Annotated in this window: 18 protein-coding genes; 13 read left to right on the top strand and 5 right to left on the bottom strand. The window is 69.5% G+C overall.

Annotated elements, in window-relative coordinates:
• Positions 1 to 368 precede the first annotated feature (368 nt).
• The 8 genes from dnaB to LFM09_RS25415 are packed head-to-tail and all read left to right on the top strand — an operon-like array spanning position 369 to position 5,462.
• Complete coding sequence (dnaB, locus tag LFM09_RS25450) at positions 369 to 2,396, top strand: replicative DNA helicase (RefSeq protein ID WP_414099040.1); 2,028 nt, start codon at positions 369 to 371, stop codon at positions 2,394 to 2,396.
• A gap of 41 nt (positions 2,397 to 2,437) precedes the next feature.
• Positions 2,438 to 2,611: a hypothetical protein gene (locus LFM09_RS25445; protein ID WP_414099039.1), complete on the top strand. Its 174-nt coding sequence runs from the start codon at positions 2,438 to 2,440 to the stop codon at positions 2,609 to 2,611.
• 10 nt (positions 2,612 to 2,621) lie between these two features.
• Entirely contained in the window at positions 2,622 to 3,104 is a 483-nt protein-coding gene (locus LFM09_RS25440) for an N-acetyltransferase family protein (protein WP_414099038.1), read from the top strand.
• Positions 3,095 to 3,811, top strand: a complete 717-nt coding sequence (locus LFM09_RS25435) for an MBL fold metallo-hydrolase (RefSeq protein ID WP_414099037.1) — start codon at positions 3,095 to 3,097, stop codon at positions 3,809 to 3,811. Before LFM09_RS25440 ends, LFM09_RS25435 begins: the two co-directional genes overlap by 10 nt.
• 39 nt (positions 3,812 to 3,850) lie before the next feature.
• Entirely contained in the window at positions 3,851 to 4,063 is a 213-nt protein-coding gene (locus tag LFM09_RS25430) for a hypothetical protein (protein ID WP_414099119.1), read from the top strand.
• Positions 4,060 to 4,509: a Clp protease N-terminal domain-containing protein gene (locus tag LFM09_RS25425; protein WP_414099036.1), complete on the top strand. Its 450-nt coding sequence runs from the start codon at positions 4,060 to 4,062 to the stop codon at positions 4,507 to 4,509. The genes LFM09_RS25430 and LFM09_RS25425 overlap by 4 nt, the downstream gene beginning before the upstream one ends.
• Positions 4,506 to 5,096 (top strand): DUF998 domain-containing protein, encoded by a 591-nt coding sequence (locus LFM09_RS25420; RefSeq protein ID WP_414099035.1) that lies wholly within the window; start codon positions 4,506 to 4,508, stop codon positions 5,094 to 5,096. Before LFM09_RS25425 ends, LFM09_RS25420 begins: the two co-directional genes overlap by 4 nt.
• Positions 5,097 to 5,105: 9 nt before the next feature.
• Positions 5,106 to 5,462, top strand: coding sequence for a hypothetical protein (locus tag LFM09_RS25415; RefSeq protein ID WP_414099034.1), 357 nt, complete (start codon positions 5,106 to 5,108; stop codon positions 5,460 to 5,462).
• 71 nt (positions 5,463 to 5,533) lie between these two features.
• On the opposite strand, the gene LFM09_RS25410 is transcribed toward LFM09_RS25415, so the two are convergent.
• From LFM09_RS25410 to LFM09_RS25400, 3 genes are all read right to left on the bottom strand, one after another.
• Positions 5,534 to 8,539: a chaplin family protein gene (locus LFM09_RS25410; protein ID WP_414099033.1), complete on the bottom strand. Its 3,006-nt coding sequence runs from the start codon at positions 8,537 to 8,539 to the stop codon at positions 5,534 to 5,536.
• 193 nt (positions 8,540 to 8,732) lie between these two features.
• Positions 8,733 to 9,488 carry a hypothetical protein gene (locus LFM09_RS25405; RefSeq protein WP_414099032.1) on the bottom strand — a complete coding sequence of 252 codons (756 nt, stop codon included), beginning with the start codon at positions 9,486 to 9,488 and terminating at the stop codon, positions 8,733 to 8,735.
• A 162-nt stretch (positions 9,489 to 9,650) separates the two neighbouring features.
• The gene (locus LFM09_RS25400) at positions 9,651 to 11,828 is read right to left on the bottom strand and encodes a hypothetical protein (protein ID WP_414099031.1); all 2,178 of its coding nucleotides are present in this window, start codon (positions 11,826 to 11,828) and stop codon (positions 9,651 to 9,653) included.
• A 79-nt stretch (positions 11,829 to 11,907) separates the two neighbouring features.
• On the opposite strand from LFM09_RS25400, the gene LFM09_RS25395 reads away from it, so the two are divergent.
• Positions 11,908 to 13,059: an AI-2E family transporter gene (locus LFM09_RS25395; RefSeq protein WP_414099030.1), complete on the top strand. Its 1,152-nt coding sequence runs from the start codon at positions 11,908 to 11,910 to the stop codon at positions 13,057 to 13,059.
• Here LFM09_RS25395 and LFM09_RS25390 read toward each other — a convergent pair.
• The gene (locus LFM09_RS25390; RefSeq protein WP_414099029.1) at positions 13,056 to 13,373 is read right to left on the bottom strand and encodes a hypothetical protein; all 318 of its coding nucleotides are present in this window, start codon (positions 13,371 to 13,373) and stop codon (positions 13,056 to 13,058) included. The genes LFM09_RS25395 and LFM09_RS25390 overlap by 4 nt on opposite strands.
• 21 nt (positions 13,374 to 13,394) lie before the next feature.
• On the bottom strand, positions 13,395 to 14,597 hold the full coding sequence (locus tag LFM09_RS25385; RefSeq protein ID WP_414099028.1) for a GGDEF domain-containing protein: 1,203 nt from the start codon (positions 14,595 to 14,597) through the stop codon (positions 13,395 to 13,397).
• Between the two features lie 116 nt (positions 14,598 to 14,713).
• On the opposite strand from LFM09_RS25385, the gene macS reads away from it, so the two are divergent.
• The 4 genes from macS to LFM09_RS25365 are packed head-to-tail and all read left to right on the top strand — an operon-like array spanning position 14,714 to position 18,551.
• Entirely contained in the window at positions 14,714 to 15,874 is a 1,161-nt protein-coding gene (gene macS / locus LFM09_RS25380) for a MacS family sensor histidine kinase (RefSeq protein WP_414099027.1), read from the top strand.
• Positions 15,875 to 15,885: 11 nt separating this feature from the next.
• Positions 15,886 to 16,533: a response regulator gene (locus LFM09_RS25375; protein ID WP_414099118.1), complete on the top strand. Its 648-nt coding sequence runs from the start codon at positions 15,886 to 15,888 to the stop codon at positions 16,531 to 16,533.
• Positions 16,530 to 17,063, top strand: a complete 534-nt coding sequence (locus tag LFM09_RS25370; protein WP_414099026.1) for a DUF1707 SHOCT-like domain-containing protein — start codon at positions 16,530 to 16,532, stop codon at positions 17,061 to 17,063. Before LFM09_RS25375 ends, LFM09_RS25370 begins: the two co-directional genes overlap by 4 nt.
• 36 nt (positions 17,064 to 17,099) lie before the next feature.
• On the top strand, positions 17,100 to 18,551 hold the full coding sequence (locus LFM09_RS25365) for an SDR family oxidoreductase (RefSeq protein ID WP_414099025.1): 1,452 nt from the start codon (positions 17,100 to 17,102) through the stop codon (positions 18,549 to 18,551).
• Positions 18,552 to 18,553: the final 2 nt, after the last annotated feature.

Genomic DNA, 18,553 nt, shown 5'->3' with positions numbered 1-18,553 from the left:
GCGACACGCCGAGGGTGTGGCGCACAACTTTTTCCACAACTTGTGCACAGCCACTGAGCTGCAGTTACTTCTGTCACTCCACCGGTTGTCCCCAAGTTGTCCCCAGTGTCTGCAGCCCTGTGAGCAACCATCCACAGGTTGTCCCCCACTTGTCCACAGGACGATCCACACGCTGGTTTGCTTGCTCCGGACGGGTCCCTCTAGCGTCGCGGCTCGGGCGATGGTCATCGCACAGCGTGGCCGCCCGAAATTGTCGGTGCCGCGCTGTACAACTAGGGCCTGTGGCAAAAGGTCCTGACGGACCTGGGCACCGGCTCTCGACTCTTCGCAGGGGTGATTTGGCAGTGGCGCTGGTGGACGACCGGGGTATGGCGGAACCCGGATTCGAGCGTCAGCCGCCGCAGGACCTCGCTGCCGAGCAGTCGGTGCTGGGCGGCATGCTGCTGTCCAAGGACGCCATCGCGGACGTCATCGAGGCGCTCGCGCCGAACGACTTCTACCGCCCGGCGCACCAGGCGATCTACGACTGCATCCTCGACCTGTACGGCCGCGGCGAGCCCGCGGACCCGATCACCATCTCGGCCGAGCTCGAACGGCGCGGCGAGCTGCTGCGCATCGGTGGCGCGCCGTACCTGCACACGTTGATCGCGACGGTGCCGACGGCCGCGAACGCCGGTTACTACGCCGAGATCGTGGCCGAGAAGGCGGTGCTGCGCCGGCTCGTCGAGGCCGGCACGCGCATCGTGCAGCTCGGTTACAACGGTGCCGAGGGCGCGGACGTCGACGACGTGGTCGACCGCGCGCAGGCGGCGATCTACGAGGTCACCGACCGCCGCACGTCCGAGGACTACGTGGCGCTGGAGGACCTGCTCCAGCCGACGATGGACGAGATCGACGCGATCGCGTCGCGCGGTGGCATCTCGCAGGGCATCCCGACGGGCTTCGCCGACCTCGACGAGCTGACGAACGGCCTGCACGGCGGTCAGATGATCATCGTCGCGGCGCGTCCCGGTGTCGGCAAGGCGCTCGCGCTCGACACGCCGCTGCCCACGCCGTCGGGCTGGACCACGATGGGTGCGGTCTCGTCCGGCGACTTCCTGATCGGCGCGGACGGCCGCCCGACGCGCGTGGTCGCCACGACGGACGTCATGACCGGCCGCCCGTGCTTCGAGGTGGAGTTCTCCGACGGCACGGTGATCGTGGCCGACGCCGAGCACCAGTGGCTGACCGAGTCGTGCAGCGAGACCGGTGGCTTCTGGGCGATCCGCACGACCAAGCAGCTGTTCGAGCGCGCCGGCCTGTGCCGCCAGTTCATCCGCATGTCGGCGGCGTGGGAGCTGCCGACCGCCGCGCTGCCGCTGTCCCCGCGCGCGCTGGGCCTGTTCCTGTCGGGTCTGGGCGACCTGGAGCTGACGGACGACGAGCTGCGCGTGGCCAAGGACCTCGACGTGGCCGACGACCCGCACATCCCCGCCGCGTACCTGCGTGCGTCGCGCAAGCAGCGCGAGGAGCTGCTGGCGGCGCTGCAGATCGACGGCCGGTTCGCCCGCCTGCGCCGTGACGTCGACGAGCTGATCGCCGGTCTGGGCCGCCACGACCAGGTGGAGATCGTCGCTGTGCGCCCGGTCGCGTCCGTGCCGGTGCGGTGCGTGGAGGTCGACAACCACGACCACCTGTACCTCGCGGGCGAGACGATGATCCCGACCCACAACTCGACGCTGGGCCTCGACTTCGCCCGCTCGTGCTCGGTGAAGCACGGCCTGACCAGCGCCATCTTCAGTCTGGAAATGAGCCGCACCGAGATCGTCATGCGCATGCTCTCCGCCGAGGCGCGCATCCGCCTCGGCGACATGCGCGGCGGCAAGATGAGCGACGACGACTGGACCCGCCTCGCCCGCCGGATGAGCGAGATCAGCGAGGCGCCGCTGTTCGTCGACGACAGCCCGAACCTGACGATGATGGAGATCCGCGCGAAGGCTCGCCGCCTCAAGCAGCGGCACGACCTCAAGCTGGTGGTCGTCGACTACCTCCAGCTGATGTCGTCGGGCAAGAAGTCCGAGTCCCGTCAGCAGGAGGTCTCGGAGTTCTCCCGAAACCTCAAGCTGATCGCCAAGGAGCTCCACGTCCCGGTCATCGCGATCTCCCAGCTGAACCGCGGTCCGGAACAACGCACCGACAAGCGCCCGCAGCTGTCCGACCTGCGTGAGTCCGGCTCGCTGGAACAGGACGCCGACATGGTCATCCTGATCAACCGCCCGGATGCCTGGGAACGCGACGACCCGCGCGCCGGCGAGGCGGACCTGATCATCGCCAAGCACCGTGCCGGCCCGACCGCCACCATCACCGTGGCCCACCAGCTGCACTACAGCCGGTTCACGGACCTCGCGCAGTCCTGATCTTCGCACCGGGAGCGGCGTGACGATCTAGGCTCGGTCCGGTGAAGCGACTCATCGCGGCCGTGCTGTGCCTGGCGGCGACCGGCTGCGGCACACCGGCTCCGAGCTCAGCCCCGGCCTCGACGACGGTGTCGAAGCCCGCTGACGATTCGCAGGCCATCGACCTGCTGTCGGTGTTCGCCTCCCCGGAGCGGACGCGGAACGGGCTCAGGTAAGGGAAACCACATGTCGTCAGCGACGAGACCCTTCATCAGGCCTGCCGAGCCCGAGGACGTCCCCGCTCTCGTCCGGCTGCGCCTGGCCAACGCCGAGCGTCACGTCCAGCTCGCGCCGGACCTGTTCCGGCTGCCCGACGCCGACGCCGTGCGGCGGCACTTCGAGGTGACGCTTCCGCACTCGTTGATCTCCGTCGCCGAAGTGGCCGGCGAGGTGGTGGGGATGGTCGAGGTCGTGCTGCTCACCGATCCGCCGGACCACCAGATCCTGGTGCCGCGCCGTGCGGCCGACGTCCACACCGTCGTCCTCGACGGTCATCGCGGCCGGGGTGTCGGTGCGGCGCTGGTGGCCGCAGCGGAGCGGATGGCCGTCGCTCACGGCGTCACGATCATCTACGCGAACATCTTCGCCACGAACGACGACGCGGTCGCCTTCTACTCCGCGCACGGCTTCGGCCCGCGCGGGATTCTGCTGAGCAAACCGTGCGGCTGACGGTTCTCGGCAGCTGCGGCGCCTATCCGGAGCCGGGGCGGGCGTGCAGCGGGTTCGCCGTGGAGGAGTCCGGTTTCCGGCTGGTGCTCGACCTGGGTTACGGCACGTTGCCGCGGTTGCTGGACCTGTGGCCGTCCGGTCCCGATGCCGTGGTGATCACCCACGAGCACCCCGATCACTGTGCTGACCTGCACGGTTTGTTCCGCATGCAGTACTACGGGCGGCGCGGGCGGCTGCCGTTGTACTGCCCGCCGGGTGTGCTCGACCGGTTGCAGGGCCTCGAACCCGAGGTGTCGTTGCTGGAGGTCTTCGACTTCTTCGAGCTCCCCGGCGCCGGGGAGGTCGGACCGTTCCGGCTGACCGGCGTCGACCTGCCGCACTTCGTTCCGAACGCGGGCGTTCGCCTGGAGGCTTCGCGCGTCCTCGCCTACACCGGCGACACCGGTCCTGACCCGGCGCTGGCCTCGCTCGGGCGCGACGCGGACCTGTTCGTCGTCGAGGCGACCGACCGCCCCGGCGACACCTCGGGTCTGCTGATGTCATCCGCTGCAGCCGGTTCGTGGGCTCAGGCGGCCGGTGCCCGTCGGCTGATGCTGACCCACTTCTGGCCCGGCAACGACCGTTCCGCCGCGGTCGCGGCCGCTCGTTCTGAGTTCGAAGGTGAGGTCGTGGCAGCCTCGGAAGGTGACGTTTACACACTTGGCTGACGTCAGGCAGCGTTGACACTCCACGTTTGTCAGCCTAGCCTGACAAACGTGGACGAGCTCACGCGTCAGATCAACTCCGTGGACCCCGCTGTCAGCCTGCGCGCCGTCGGGGCGCTGCGCCGCCTCGCCGAACAGGTGGAGGCAACCTCCGTGGCGCGCGCCCGAGAGCAGGGCTGGTCGTGGGAGCAGATCGGCGACGCGCTGGGCATGTCCCGCCAGTCGGTGCACGCCAAGTACAGGGGGACTCCGTGAAACAACTCGCCAAGCAGGTCCGCACCCGCGTGATCATGGCCGCGCAGGCTGAGGCCCAGCGCCGGGGCGATCGCCGCCTCTCCACCGAACACCTGCTGCTCGGCGTCCTGCACGAACCGCCGGCGGTCGCGGCGCTGGGCATCGACCTCGACGCCGCCCGAGCAGGCTTGGACGCCCTCGACCGCGCCGCGCTGTCCGCGATCGGCATCAACACGGACTTCCAGCCGGGCACCGTGCCTGCCGCCACCAAGCGTCCGCCGCTCACGACCGCCGCCCGCGCCACTCTGCTGCGCGCCATCAGGCCGGCGCCGCGCAGCAAGGTCAACCACCCGACCGCCGAACAGTTCGTGCTGGCCATCCTCGCCAACGACCGTCCGGACCCGGCCGCCGATCTGCTGGCCCACCTCGGCGTCGAGGTCGACGCGGTGCGCAGCCGCCTGTCATGAACCGGCTGGTGCTCTGCGGCGTGATCGCGGGCCCGCTGTTCATCGCGTCGTTCCTGGTCAACGGCTTCTTCGTGCCGGACTACTCGCTTCTGCGCCACCCGGTGAGCGGCCTGCAACTGGCCAGCTGGGTCCAGTCCGCGAACTTCATCGTGACCGGCGCTCTGGTGATGGCGTTCGCCGCCGGGATTCGTGTCGGCTGGGGTTCGTGGCTGATCGGCGCGGTCGGACTGGGTCTGGTCGGCTCCGGGATCTTCACGACCGACCCGCTCAACGGCTACCCGCCGGGAAGTCCCGCCGTGTCCGAGTACACCTGGCACGGCCTGCTGCACGACCTGTTCGCCGTGCCGACCTTCGTGGGCTGGCCGATCGCCTGCTTCGTCCTGGCCCGCCGCTTCCGCCCGTGGTTCTCGATCACATCGGGCGTGCTCTTCGTGTTGATGTTCGTCCTGACCAACGCCGCGTTCGCCCAGACGCCGGGCCTCGTCGAGTTCGGAGGCCTGTTCCAACGCCTCACGATCACGATCGGCTTCACCTGGCTGACTGTCTTCGGCGCGGCAATGCTGGTCAAGCGCCCGGACCTCGGCTAAACACGATCTGTGCTGCACGACCCGCTCACGGGCCTGCCCGGCCACGCGCTGCTGCTCGACCGCCTGGAGCAGTCGCTGATCCGTGCCCGAACACGCGGCACGCTCGTGACGCTCGTCCTGATCACGGCACCGGACTCGCTGCTGGACGCGGCTCGCGTGTTGCGCGCTGGCCTGCGTCCGGACTTCACCGTGGCCCGGTACCGCGACACGGCCCTGGCCGTTCTCGCCGAACACGACTTCGGCGACGGTTCGCCGATCGCCTCACTGATCCGGCAGCTGGTCGGCGACAGCCCGCACATCCACTGGGTGACGAGCGACGGAGAGACGCCGCCGGACGAAGTGATCGCCACCGCTGAACGGCACTGAGCCCCGACAACACCGTCGTGTTGTCGGGGCTCAGCTTCTTACCGGAGGAGGGTGTTGCAGCTAGCGGGGTGTTACAGCGTGCCGGTCACCGTCTCGAACACCTTGGCGGTGTCGATCAGCGAGATCGCCGGAGCGTTCAACGGCAGAGCCGGCAGCGAACGCTCGTCGGCCTGCGGGGCCAGACCCTGGGTCGGGTTCAGGTTGAGACCCGAGATGGAGGCCGGACCGTCGAGCGGCAGCGTGGGCAGCGAACGCTCGGTCGGCAGCGCGGGCAGCGCCGGCACCAGCGGCAGGGCCGGAGCGGTCACCGGCAGGGACGGCAGCGAGCGCTGCGCGGCGGCACCGGGGAGCAGGCCCTTCGCGGCCTCCAGCACCTGGCCCAGGGGCAGGCCCTGGACGTTCGGGGTCACGCTGGCAACGCCACCGGGGCCCGCGGGCAGCTCGGTGCGCTCCTGCGCGAGACCGGGCAGACCCTGGGTGGGCAGCTGGCCGGCCATCGCGGTGATGCCCTCGGTGCTCGGCAGCGTGTTCACGGGCAGGCCGTGGAACGCCGGGATCTCCGTGGCGCCCGCGAGCTTGTCCACGCCCTTGGGGAGCTGGATGCCCTTGAGCTGCGTGGCACGCAGGGTGCCCTCGCTGTCCTCGCCGGTGAGCTGCGTGTCGTCGCTCGTGCCCAGCGTGGTCGCCTGGCCGACGACCTCGACGGGGATGCGCGCGACCTTGGCAGCCGCCTCGACCGGGACGGTCATCTCACGGGCGGACAGCGGTCCGCTGCCCTCCGTGAGCATCTCGCCGCCGGCCTCGGTGTTCGAGACCTTGTCGGTGGTCGTCGTGGCGTTGCCCGCAGCCGCCACCGCGTCCGCGTACACGCCGGCAACGGCGGTGGCGGGGACGTGGATCAGGTTGCCGGAGACCGAGGCGTCCTCGGCCGAGGAGTAGCTGTCGGCACCGGACACGACGTTGGTGTCGGTCACCACGTCGGAGTTGGTGATGCCCGCCGCGGCGACGGTGTTGCCGGGAACCGCCGGGAGCACAGCAGGCTGCGCGCCGATCAGGTTGCCGGAAACGGAGCCGTTGTCACCGTTGCTGTTGACGTCGCCGCCGGCGACCGAGTCGAGGTCGTTGGTGGCAGCGGAGTCGACGTTGCTGCCGCCGCCGACCGACCAGCCGAGCACCTGGGTGCCGGTCGCGACCGGAGCCGAGACGACGTTGCCCGCGATGGAGCCCGCCTCACCGGTGGTGATCGCGTCACCGCCGGCCTTCATGTCGGTGGCGTTGTCGCCCGTGGTCGAGTTGTTGCCGACCAGGGTGACGCCGTCAGCGAAGACCTGGGCCGGCGTCGAGGTCGGTGCCTGGACGATGTTGCCGGAGACCGAGCTCTTCTTGCCGGTGGCCTTCGAGTCCCCACCAGCGGTGACCGACGTGTCGTTCGACGCGTCGGACGTGGTGTTGCCGACCAGACCGGCCGTGACCGCGAAGACCTGCGGCGCGACAGCGGTGGGCGCGGTCACGATGTTGCTCGAAACCGTGCCGTGGTCGTCCTGCGTGTTCGGCTGACCGCTGGAGCGAATGTCCTTGGTCTCGTCCGCCGAACCGCTCGCCTGGCCACCGGCGGCGGCGGCCAGGCCGTACACCTCGGCCGGAGCCGCGAGCGGGGTCTGCGCCACATTGCCGGAGCCGACCGAGTCGTTGCCGGTCGTCCCCTGGGTGCCACCAGTGGTCGACTCGACGTCGTTCAAGCAGGTGCCCGCCGCCTGGCCGACGAGCGTGGCACCGTTGCCGCACACGTCCACGGCCGAGGCCGGGGGAACGTCGGCGATGTTGCCGGACAGGACGGACTTGTCGCCCTGCGACCACGAGGCGCCACCGGCGGTGGACTTCGCGTCGTTCGTGTGGTCGGTCAGCGCGTTGCCGACCACGCTCGCGCCGTTGCCGCCGGCGGCGACGGGCAGCGAGATGGGCACGCCGGCGATGTTGCCGGAGCCGGTGGAGCCGTGGCCGCTGGTGGCCTTCTCGCCACCGGCCTTCGAGTCGTTGACGGTCTCGCTGATCGCGGTCGCGTTGCCGCCGGCGGCAGCCGCGTTGTCGTCGACCGTGATCGGGCCCGCGAGGGCGGGCTCGACGACGTTGCCGGCGAGCGTGGCGGGGTCACCGTCGGTGTGCGTCTTGCCACCGGCGTAGGCGACACCGGTCTGCGACGAGTCGGTGAACGTGTTCGCCGCGCCGGCGACCGAGTTGCCGTTCACCTCGGCCAGCGGGGCCAGCGGGATCGGCACGGCGTTGCCGGAGATCGAGCTGTTCTTGCCGCTGGTGGTGGTGTCGCCCTCGGAGGAGGCGAACGTGTACGCGGTCGAGGTCGCGTCGGCGATACCAGCCGCACCCACACCGTTGCCGGTGATCTGAACCGGGGTCGCACCCTGCTCGGCGACGACGTTGCCGGAGATGGCGCCCTGGTCACCGCTGGTGGTGATGTCGCCGCCGGTCGTCGAGACCTGCGAGGCGGTCGTGTCGGTGGCTGCGTTGCCACCCGCCGCGATCGCGTTGCCGGTCAGCTGGACCGGGAGCACGTGGTTGACGGCGACGACGTTGCCGGCGATGGCCTGGCCCGAGCCGTCCGTGACGATGCTGCCGTCGCGGTGCGTGTTCTGCTCGCAGTCGCCGGCGGCCTCGGAGTTCCCGAGGACGGCGATCGCGTTGCCGCAGATGTTGATCGGCACATCGACGTGCGCCTGGATCGTGTTGCCGCGGAAGACGCTCTGCAGGGCGGTGCCCTGAACGCGGTCGCTGATCTGGCGGACCAGCGGGTGTGCGACCGGAGCAGCCGTGCGGGTCGGCACCGCGCTGGTGACGCGGTCCGTGCTGATCGTGCGGTCGATCTTGGGAACGTTCAGGCTCTTGGCGGGGGTGCCCAGGTTGTTCTGGTCCACCTTCACCGGAACCGTGACGCCCGCGTCAACAGCCGGAGGAGCTGCATCCGGGTTGACGTTCTCCTGGGCAGAAGCGATGCCCGTACCGAGCATCAGCAAACCACCAGTGACAAACGCGGACTGAATTCCGCGCTTTGCCCAGGTCTGCATTTGATCTCCTTTTCCAAAGTCCCCTGGAATCAGGGGGGTTCACGGGGGTGGGGCCTGACGCGCTGGGGAGGGCGCGCCATCACCGGGGGAAGCGCACGCGGTGATCGACCGTGAAAGGAGCGCAAGAAAAAAGCGCGACGGTCGACTTCCGGACAGCCGGGGGAGGTGGGCTGTCGCGGACCGCGCGCTGGAATCAGTCGGGGTTGATACCGGGCTGCTTGCCCGGCGTCACGGTCACCTCATCGGTGGACGGCGCGAGAGCGCGCGTCACCGAGGTGCCGAGAGCGTTGCCGGACGCAGCCAGAGCAGCGGACTTGTTGCCGCTGGCAGAACCGGAACCGTCGGAGCACGAGGTGCAGTGCACCGGCGCGGGGGCCGGCACAGGCAGCTTCGGGGACGGGTCGGCAGGCAGAGACGGGTGCTCGGCGGAGGGCACCACGAAGTGGCGCTTCTCCAGCAGTTCCGTCCAAGTGGCACCGGACGGGCCGGTGAACTGCGACTTCGAGACCGGCGACTGTCCGGTCTCGAAGGTTGCCGGGGACTCCAAGAAAGTCACGTCCATCGACCGCGCCGTGGCGGGGGCGTGGGACTGACCGCTCCTGGTGACCTGGGGGAGGATCCGCTCGGCGATCTGTTCGACCGCCTTCTGGACCTGCACGTCCGGCAGAGCGGCGCGAGCCTTCTGCTGCTCGGTGCGCAGCGTTTCGTCGAGCTTGTCGACGGCCTTGGCAGCGGGGACGACGACCGGCAGCTTCTCGTCCACAGAGACGATCTTGGTGACGACGTCGAACTGCTGCACATCGCCCTCAGCCGCGGAGGCCGAGGACGTGGAGAGCGCCCAGGCGACGGCAGTACCCGCGATCGCGCCACCGACAGCGAGCAGCGCACGGGTGGCGAACCGGCGGATGCCGGACGCTCCCGTCTTCGCTCGCAGATCGACAGCAGACAATGCAGGAAACCTCGCTACTCGGTGACACTCAAGGGATTCGCCGACGATCAAGTGATCAAGTCGACGTCGGCGACTCTGCCAGTCGCACTGCCCCGAATGCACGCTCAGAGCGCTCGGTTAACTACATCGTGTGAACGACGGCCTGAATTTCCAGGCCCAAGATCAAACTCGCTTGAGCACTCGCGCCGCACCCGCCGCGGCGGTCGACGCGAGCACCCATCCGACGGCCACGAGCAGCCCGGAGATCCACTGCGACGCGCCCGCGAACTGCCACTTCCCGTCGTGGCCGAAGTCGATGATGGGCAGCAGCAGGTCCAGCGACAGCAGCCAGGCGTTCCAGACGGGGTCCTCGTCCTTGTTGAGCTTGACCATCGGGTGCCAGTTGAACCAGAGCGCGCCACCCAGCCAGAACACGCCGAGCCAGCAGATCGCGAGCCACGGCCGGTAGCCGTACCCGACCGTCCACCGCTGCACGGCTCCCCAGACCCGCCCGGCCCGGCCGAGCTCGGAGTAGCGGCGGCGTTGCTTCTCCAGCTGGACCTTCTGGGCGAGCTCCTCCTCGCCGCCCTGTTGATAAACGGCAGCGAGCTGCTCGTACGGTCCGGGCGCGAAGTCCGGTTGCACCTTGAGCAGCCACTTCAGCCGGGTCTCGACCGGCACGTCGGGATCGGCGGTGATGCCGGCGAACTCGAAGTCGTCGACGGCCACACCGCCCTCGGCGTCCCACAGGCCGGGCCCGTCGGTCACCGAGACCGCCTTGAGCCTGCTCAGCACGATCTTGCCCTTGGGCTGCTGGCCTTCGGGGATGTGCAGGCGGAACTGGTGCACGGTGAGGCCGTAGGCGTTGAGCGCGATGTCCGCCGCGGTCGAGCCGAGGTGTGAGTCGCTGAACGTCGCCATCTTGCCGACCTCGCCCAGCCGGAGCCGCACACCACCGACCGCGGTGAACCCGCGGCTGCACAGGAGGTCCTTGCCGATCGTGATGGCGCGGGCGTCGAGTGACGGCTTCTGCGTGCCGTTCGGGCGGAGTCGCGGCAGCGTCAGTTCGGCACCGGACATGTCGAGGGAGGAGCCGATGTTCGCGTTCTGCAGGCGGATCGAGCCCTTGGCCTTCAGCTCGCGCAGGAAGAGCGTGCCACCGACCTGGAGGCGGTCGGCGAACAGGACGTCGATGCCCGGCCCGTGCAGCGACACCCCGGACATGCTGGCGCTGCCCATGATGTGCGCGTTCGACAGCCGGACCTGGCCGTAGGTCTGCAACGGCAGCGAACGGACGCCCGCGCCGTTGACCGCGCTGCGGGCCTCGACGTCGCCGCGGACCTGCATGCCGTCCGCGTGGATGGCGACCGGGATGCGGTTCGTGACGTCACCGGCGAGCTCCTCGGCGACGTCGCGCGGTCCGATCACCGCGCCCGACATGCGCAGGTACCCGCCGATGCTCGCGTTCGGCAGCCGGATCGTGCCGGCGCTGGTGAAGCCGTCGTCCAGCTCGACGTTGCCCTCGACCCGGATGCGGTCGGCCACGAGCGTCGCCGCCTCGTCCGCCGACCCGTGCGGCAGGACCAGCACCTGGTTGTCGACGCGGTGGGCGGAGTGCAGGCGGGCACCGGTGAACTCCAGGTTCCCGCCGACGCGCGAACCGTCGAGCAGCACCCGGCCGTCGGCGGTGAAACGACCGCCCTCCGCGTTGCAGAAGACGTTGCCCGCGACGACGATGCCCGACGCGTCCAGCGCGTCCCGGCCGGTGTTGATCAGCCGCGCGCCGCCGAGGTGGACGCTGCCGCCGATCGCCGCACCGCGCAGCCTGACCTCGCCGTTGGCGCGCATCGCGATGGCCTGGACGGATCCGCTGACGCGCAGGCGGGCGCCGAGCAGGGCGTGGTCGGTGTTGCTGCGCAGGACCGCGCCCGCCAGCCGGAGGGTGCCGTCGACCGCGGCGTCGGTGAGGTCGACCGTGCCGGTGCAGGTGAAACCGGCTTCCAGGACGAGGTCGCTGAACACCCTCAGGTTGCGGCCTTGCAGACCAGGCACTCGGGTGCCGCGCAGTCTGAGGCCGATGAGGCGGGCCATGCGGAGGTCGAGCGGTTCCTCGAAGGCGCAGTGGGTGAGGTCGATGACGCGCGTGACGCGGGTGCCTTCGAGCTCGAACTTGCCGGTGATGCGCGCGTTCCGCATCCGCAGCGCCGGCAATCCCTTGCGCGGCACGCGGTACATGCCGGTCAGCAACCCGGTGAGCACCTCGCCGCGAACGCTCTGCCCGGTGAGGTCGATCTCGGTGCCGCCCGCGTAGGCCCCGGCGACCTGGCGTTCGACGTCGGTCAAGTCTTCGGGCTTGATCACTTTCGTCCTCCCCTGACGAACGGATCATCCCTAATCAGGTTCCGGCTTGGCGAGGGTTCGAACGGTTAACGTGAGGCCTGTGAGCGCACCGGAGTCGGAGATCAGCAGTCGAGTTCCACTACTGCTGCGGGTGAGTGCCGCGCTGAGCTGGCGGTTCGTCGTCGTGGTGGCCGCGTTGTACGTGGTCGCGTACGTGCTGGGCTTCCTCGCGTCGATCGTGATCCCCGTCGCAATCGCGCTTCTGCTCGCCGCGCTGCTGTCTCCCGGCGTGGCGAAGCTCGTCGAGTGGCGGGTGCCGCGCGGCGTCGCGACGACCGTGATGATGATCCTCGGCATCGGCGTGCTCGGCGGCGTGCTGACGTTCGTGATCAGTGAGTTCTCCCGCGGCCTGCCCGAGCTGCAGACGCAGGTGGCGGCGTCGCTCGACACCATCCAGAAGTGGCTGAAGGACGGGCCGGCGCACCTGTCCGACGCGCAGCTGCAGAACTACGTCAACGAGATCGTGAAGACGATCAAGGAGAACCAGGCGGAGATCACGTCTGGTGCGCTGACCACCGCGGCCACTTTGGGCGAGGTGCTGACCGGACTGCTGTTGGCGCTGTTCACCCTCATCTTCTTCTTGCACGACGGCGACGGGATCTGGCGGTTCGTCATCCGTGCGGTGCCTCGTGACGTGCGTCAGCGTGTCGACGTGGCGGGGCGCCGCGGGTTCGGCTCTCTCGTTTCTTATGTGCGCGCGACGGCCGTGGTGGCGATCGTTGACGCCGTCGGTGTCGGCATCGGTCTGGCGATCATCGGTGTGCCGCTGGTGGTGCCGCTGTCGGCGTTGGTGTTCCTCGGCGCGTTCATCCCGATCATCGGTGCGGTGTTCACGGGTGCCGTCGCCGTCTTGATCGCGTTGGTGACGAACGGGCCGATCGCGGCGCTCGTCGTTCTCGCGGTGCTCATCGGCGTGATGCAGCTGGAGTCGCACGTGCTGCAGCCGCTGCTGCTGGGGCGCGCGGTGAAGCTGCACCCGCTGGCGGTGGTGCTCGCGATCGCGGGCGGGTTGGTCGTGGGTGGCATCGCCGGGGCGTTGCTCGCGGTGCCGTTGCTGGCGGTGCTGAACTCCGGGATCCGGTCGCTGGTGTCCGACGCGGACGCCGCGGAGAAGCCCGAGAAGGTGGACGTGCTGAACCCGCAGGACACCGCGCCGAAGGACGACAACAGTGAACGGGTCAAGGACCTCTAGTTCGCGATGAGCTTCAGGTAGCCCTGCTTGGTGAACGACTGCCAGAACTGGAACGAGTTGCCGGCGGGTTCGACGGTCAGCCGCACGGTCTGGCCGGGCGCCACCGAGAGACGCACGACGGGGCTGCCGGTCCAGTCGATCGCGGCACGGAGGTCGTAGACGCCTGGCTGGACGGGGAACTCCAGGTGCTCGTCGTGGCCGATCTGGCCGGAGCGGACGCCGTTGATCTCGATCCAGTACCTGCGGGCCCGGTCGCGCCACACGGCGGCCGGGCGGTAGACGCTGATGAGCCCCAACGAGGTGGTCTCCCCCATGGGTCGAGAGTGACACATCGGTCAGGCCATCGAGACCAGATTGCGGCCGTACGCCTTGGCTGCCAGCAGAGCCGCGTCGGCCGCCACCAACAGGTCCGGCAGCTCGTAGCCGAACCGGGTCGTGGTCGCCACGCCGATCGACACCGTCAGCCCGCGCAGCTCGTGTGGCTTCCCGTCCGTGGCCATCGTGGGCACCCGCAACGCCGCCACGGCCTTGCGCACCCGCTCCGCCACCGACTCGGCCTCGTCCGGGCTGGCTTCTGGCAGCAGGACGACGAACTCCTCGCCGCCGAACCGGCCCACAAGATCGCCTCGGCGGACGGTACCGCGCAGCAGCAGTGAGATCGCGGCGAGGGCGGCGTCGCCGGCGAGGTGGCCCACCTCGTCGTTGACCTTCTTGAAGTGGTCGAGGTCGAGGAGCATCACGGCCATCGGGCGGGTGCGGCCGGAGCCCTTGGTCAGTTCGTAGCGGGCGCGGCTGTCCCAGTGCACGGCGTTGGCCAGGCCGGTCTTCGCGTCGCGCTGGGCCGAGCGGCGCCACTGCGGGAGTTGCGCGGCGCGTTCGAGCAGGAGCAGGGGCGGGCCGGCGATCAGGGCGTGGACGGCGTTGGACTCGGCGACGCAGCCCATGAGGCCGCCGATCGACACCGCGACGATGCCGAGGACGACGTCGATGGGTTCGCCGACGTTCTCCTCGAACGTCGCGGTGGGGCGGCGGAGCTTCAGGCCGAACGAGATCAGGGCCGCGCGCAGGGCCAGCAGGACGGTGGCACCGACGACCATGATCAGCAGGCTGGCGTGCGGGTTGGACCAGCCGAGGAGGAAGCGCGTTGCGAAGACGGCCAGTGCGGTGGCGCTGAGCGTGAAGAGCCAGCGGTACATCTCGGGGCGTTGCGCGAGCAGGCAGTGCAGGGCGGGGCCGAAGAGCAACAGCACCAGCAGGTTCGGCGGCAGCGCCAGGATGCCGGCCGTCAGGTAGGAGAGGTGTGCCGCCCACGGGTTGCGCTCGGTCTCGCCCAAGCGGTGGCTGTAGATCGAACTGCCGATGATCACGGCGCCCGCGGTGCCCGCGATGGCGGCGAACCTGGCGATGTCGGAGGGTGACGGCGTCGGCGTGGAGACGATCACGTAGGTGACGGTGGCCAGTGCCGCGAGGTCGATGAACAGCCAGTAGCTGAGCGCGGGCCGCCGCAGTGTCCACACCGGCCAATCGCGCACCCGCATCGCCCTCCCCCGAACCCGGAGAGCGTCGCACATTCCTCCGTTCGGCAGAAGACGGCCACCTGGGGGTTAGCCAGCGCACGTTCACGCGGCAGGATGGTGTCCGAAAGGAGCACAGCGTGCCCAAACTGCCTGCCGAACGTGTGACGAAGGTGATCGACGACCCGGCCACGCCGCTGTGGCGCGGGACGATTGCGCTACGCATAGTCACATTCCTCTTCGCGGCGGCGAACGTGATCGCGAATCAATCCGGTTACGTTCGGCCCTGGCTCGCGTGGACCACGCTCGGGGTGATGGCGCTGTGGTCCGTCTTCACCAGCCGCGCGTACAGCACGACGTGGGGCAGGCGGTGGCCGCTCGTGCTGGTCGACCTGGCCCTGACGTGCGGACTCATGTCGCTCTCGCCGCTGATCATGTCCGACCACCAGCTGCTGACCCTGAACGTGCCGCTGATCACGACGATCTGGGCGTGCGTGCCGGCGGTGGCGCTGGGCGCGCTCGGCGGGTCGTTCGCCGGCTTCGCGGGTGGTCTGACCGTCGGCCTCTTCACCTACCTGTCGAAGGGCGTGCCGAGCCTCGACCTGCTGCGCGACGTGGTGCTGCTGGCCGGCGCCGGCATGGTCGTGGGCATGGCGTCGGCGACGGCCCGGCGTTCGGCGGTGCTGCTCGCTCAGGCGTTGCGCGCGGAAGCGGCGACGGCGGAACGCGAACGGCTCGCGCGCTCCATCCACGACAGCGTGTTGCAGGTGCTCGCCCGCGTGCGCAAGCGCGGGCTTGAAGTCGGTGGCGAGGCCGCGGAACTGGCCAAGATGGCCGGTGAGCAGGAGGTGGCGCTGCGCAATTTAGTGGCCGCCGCACCCACCGACTCCACTGTGGACGGCGACATCGATCTGCGCCCCGGCCTGCAGTTGCTGGCCACACCTCGCGTTCAGGTGTCCACCCCGGCCACCCAGGTGATGCTCACCGCCGCGACGGCCGGCGAGCTCACGTCACTCGTCCGCGAGGCACTGTCCAACGTGGACAAGCACGCCGGTGACGACGCGCGGGCGTGGGTGCTGCTGGAAGATCTCGGGGAAGAAATCGTGTTGAGTGTCAGGGACGATGGGCCGGGCATCCCGGACGGCCGCATCGCCTCCGCAGCCGCGGAAGGCAGGATGGGGATCGAGAAGTCGATCAAAGGCCGGGTGGAGTCGCTCGGCGGAACGCTGGAGCTCCAGACCGGGCCGGGGGAGGGCACGGAGTGGGAGGTTCGGGTGTTCAGGAAGGGGGCGGCAAGGTGACGGTCTCGGTGATGGTCGTGGACGACCACCCGATGTGGCGCGAAGGCGTCGCACGCGATCTGCAGGAGCGCGGCTTCGAGATCGTGGCGACGGCAGGTGATGCCGCGTCCGCCGTGCGCATCGCGAAGGCCGTGCGACCCAATGTGGTGCTGATGGACCTCAACCTCGGCGAGCTGTCCGGCGTCGACGCGACCCTGATGATCACCAGCGAGCTGCCGAACACGCGCGTGCTGGTGCTGTCCGCGTCTGGCGAGCACGACGACGTGCTGCAGGCCGTGAAGGCGGGCGCGTCCGGCTACCTGGTGAAGTCCGCGTCCTCCGAGGAACTGGTCGAGGCCGTGACCAGGACCGCCGCCGGTGACGCCGTGTTCACCGCGGGGCTCGCCGGCCTGGTGCTCGGCGAGTACCGGCGAATGGCCGCAGCGCCGGACGACTCGGAGGAGAAGCCTCAACTCACCGACCGGGAGACCGAAGTGCTCCGGCTGGTGGCAAAAGGCCTGACCGCACGCCAGATCGCCAACCGCCTGGTGATCTCCCACCGCACGGTCGAGAACCACGTGCAATCGACCCTGCGCAAACTGCAACTGCACAACCGGGTGGAGCTGGCGCGTTATGCCATCGAGCACGGTCTCGACAGCGAACCGGAGGCAGAGAAATGACAGACCCTCGCGAGTTACGGGTGTCCGACGCGGAACGTGAGCACGTCGTCACCCTGCTGAACAAGGCGGTGGGCCGCGGCATGATCACGCTCGACGAGTTCACCGTCCGCACGGACACGGCGCTGGCCGCGGTGACCCGCGCCGATCTCAACGCGGTGCTCGTCGACCTGCCCGGCATGGTCAACAACGAGCTCGCCCACGCGCGCACCGAGCTGAAGAACACGATGAGCACCACGACCCGCAAGGGCCACTGGGTCGTGCCGCGCGAGCTCGTCATCCGCAACACCCTCGGCACCACGAACCTCGACTTCACCGCCGCCGAGGTGCCGCCGGTCGTCGACGTCGACCTGGACGTGTCGCTGGGCACGGTGAAGCTGCTGCTGCCTCCGGGCTCGTCGGTCAACAGCGACGCCGTGGAGATCACCGCCGGCGAGCTCAAGGACAAGGTCCACAACTCGGTCGGCAACCCGCACTTCCAGCTCAAGGGCGCGGTGCGGGGCGGCACCGTGGTGATCAAGCGCAAGCGCTGATCTGCGGTCTTGCTCGGTGGCACGCAGGATCGAGGCATGCGGTGTCTCGTGACCGGCGCGACCGGGTACCTCGGTGGACGGCTCGTGCCCAGGCTGCTGGCCGACGGGCACGAGGTCCGCTGCCTGGTGCGATCGCCGGAGAAGCTGCGCGACGTTCCGTGGGCCTCTGACGTCGAGATCGTCCGCGGGGACGTGCTCGGCGACCTGGACCCGGTGATGCGAGACGTCGAGGTCGTCCACTACCTCGTGCACTCGCTGCACTCGAAGGACTTCGCGGACGCCGACCGTCGTGCTGCCGAGAACACCGCCCGAGCCGCCGAACGCGCTGGTGTGCGCAGGATCGTCTACCTGGGTGGGCTGCACCCGGCCGGTGCGGAGCTCTCGCCGCACCTCGCCTCCCGCAAGGAGGTCGGCGAGGTGTTCCTGCAGTCGTCGGTGCCGGCGGTGGTGCTGCAGGCCGCGGTGATCATCGGCTCCGGGTCGGCGTCGTTCGAGATGCTGCGGTACCTGACCGAACGGCTGCCGGTCATGGTCACGCCGCGCTGGGTGCACAACCGGATCCAGCCGATCGCCGTGCGGGACGTGCTGCGGTACCTGGTCGACGCCACGACGTTGGACGCTGACCGGACGTTCGACATCGGTGGGCCGGACGTCCTGACCTACCTGCAGATGATGCTCAGGTACGCCGAGGTCGCGGGGCTGCCGAAGCGGAGGGTGCTGCCGGTGCCCGTGCTGACCCCGGGCCTGTCCTCGCACTGGGTCAACCTCATCACGCCGGTGCCGCGGTCGATCGCCAGGCCGTTGATCGAGTCGCTGGTGCACGAGGTGGTGTGCCGGGAGAACGACATCCGCGAGGTGCTGCCCGGCGAGAACACCGGCTACGACAAGGCCGTCGAGCTGGCGCTGGACAAGATCCGCGACGCCGACGTGGAGACCCGGTGGTCGGGAGCCTCCACTCCGGGAGCGCCGAGCGAACCGCTGCCGAGCGATCCCGACTGGTCCGGCGGTTCCGTGTACGTCGACGAGCGCGAGCGACGGACGAACGCGACGCCCGAACGGCTGTGGGAGGTCGTCGAGGGCATCGGTGGCGAACGTGGCTGGTACTCGTTTCCGCTGGCCTGGGCGATCAGAGGATGGCTCGACAGGCTCGTCGGCGGGGTGGGTCTTCGCCGGGGCAGGCGTGATCCGCACCGGTTGAACGTGGGGGAGGCGCTCGACTTCTGGCGGGTCGAGGAGGTCGAACGTGGGCGCCTGCTGCGGTTGCGCGCGGAGATGAAGGTGCCCGGCAAGGCGTGGCTGGAACTTCGAGTGGCGGGCAACGAGGGACACGGGTCCACTTACCGCCAACGCGCCGTGTTCGTGCCCAAAGGGCTCGCCGGACACCTCTACTGGGCGGTCGTCTGGCCGTTTCACGGGGTGGTGTTCGGCGGCATGGTGCGCAACATCGCCAATGAAGCTGAACTGCACAAGAAGTTCAGAAAGTCCTGATG

This window comes from Lentzea alba, assembly GCF_047445655.1.
In the GTDB taxonomy this organism is placed as follows: domain Bacteria; phylum Actinomycetota; class Actinomycetes; order Mycobacteriales; family Pseudonocardiaceae; genus Lentzea; species Lentzea alba_A.
The sequence above is the reverse complement of the archived record's forward strand: the minus strand, read 5'-3'. Positions and strand labels throughout refer to the sequence as shown.

Bases quoted from the DNA above. Each gene is read 5' to 3' on its own strand.
- LFM09_RS25390 (WP_414099029.1), bottom strand. From the start codon at position 13,373: ATGGGGGAGACCACCTCGTTGGGGCTCATCAGCGTCTACCGCCCGGCC.
- LFM09_RS25370 (WP_414099026.1), top strand. From the start codon at position 16,530: ATGACAGACCCTCGCGAGTTACGGGTGTCCGACGCGGAACGTGAGCAC.
- LFM09_RS25410 (WP_414099033.1), bottom strand. From the start codon at position 8,539: ATGCAGACCTGGGCAAAGCGCGGAATTCAGTCCGCGTTTGTCACTGGT.
- LFM09_RS25375 (WP_414099118.1), top strand. From the start codon at position 15,886: ATGGTCGTGGACGACCACCCGATGTGGCGCGAAGGCGTCGCACGCGAT.
- LFM09_RS25440 (WP_414099038.1), top strand. From the start codon at position 2,622: ATGTCGTCAGCGACGAGACCCTTCATCAGGCCTGCCGAGCCCGAGGAC.
- LFM09_RS25420 (WP_414099035.1), top strand. From the start codon at position 4,506: ATGAACCGGCTGGTGCTCTGCGGCGTGATCGCGGGCCCGCTGTTCATC.
- dnaB (WP_414099040.1), top strand. From the start codon at position 369: ATGGCGGAACCCGGATTCGAGCGTCAGCCGCCGCAGGACCTCGCTGCC.
- LFM09_RS25365 (WP_414099025.1), top strand. From the start codon at position 17,100: ATGCGGTGTCTCGTGACCGGCGCGACCGGGTACCTCGGTGGACGGCTC.
- LFM09_RS25385 (WP_414099028.1), bottom strand. From the start codon at position 14,597: ATGCGGGTGCGCGATTGGCCGGTGTGGACACTGCGGCGGCCCGCGCTC.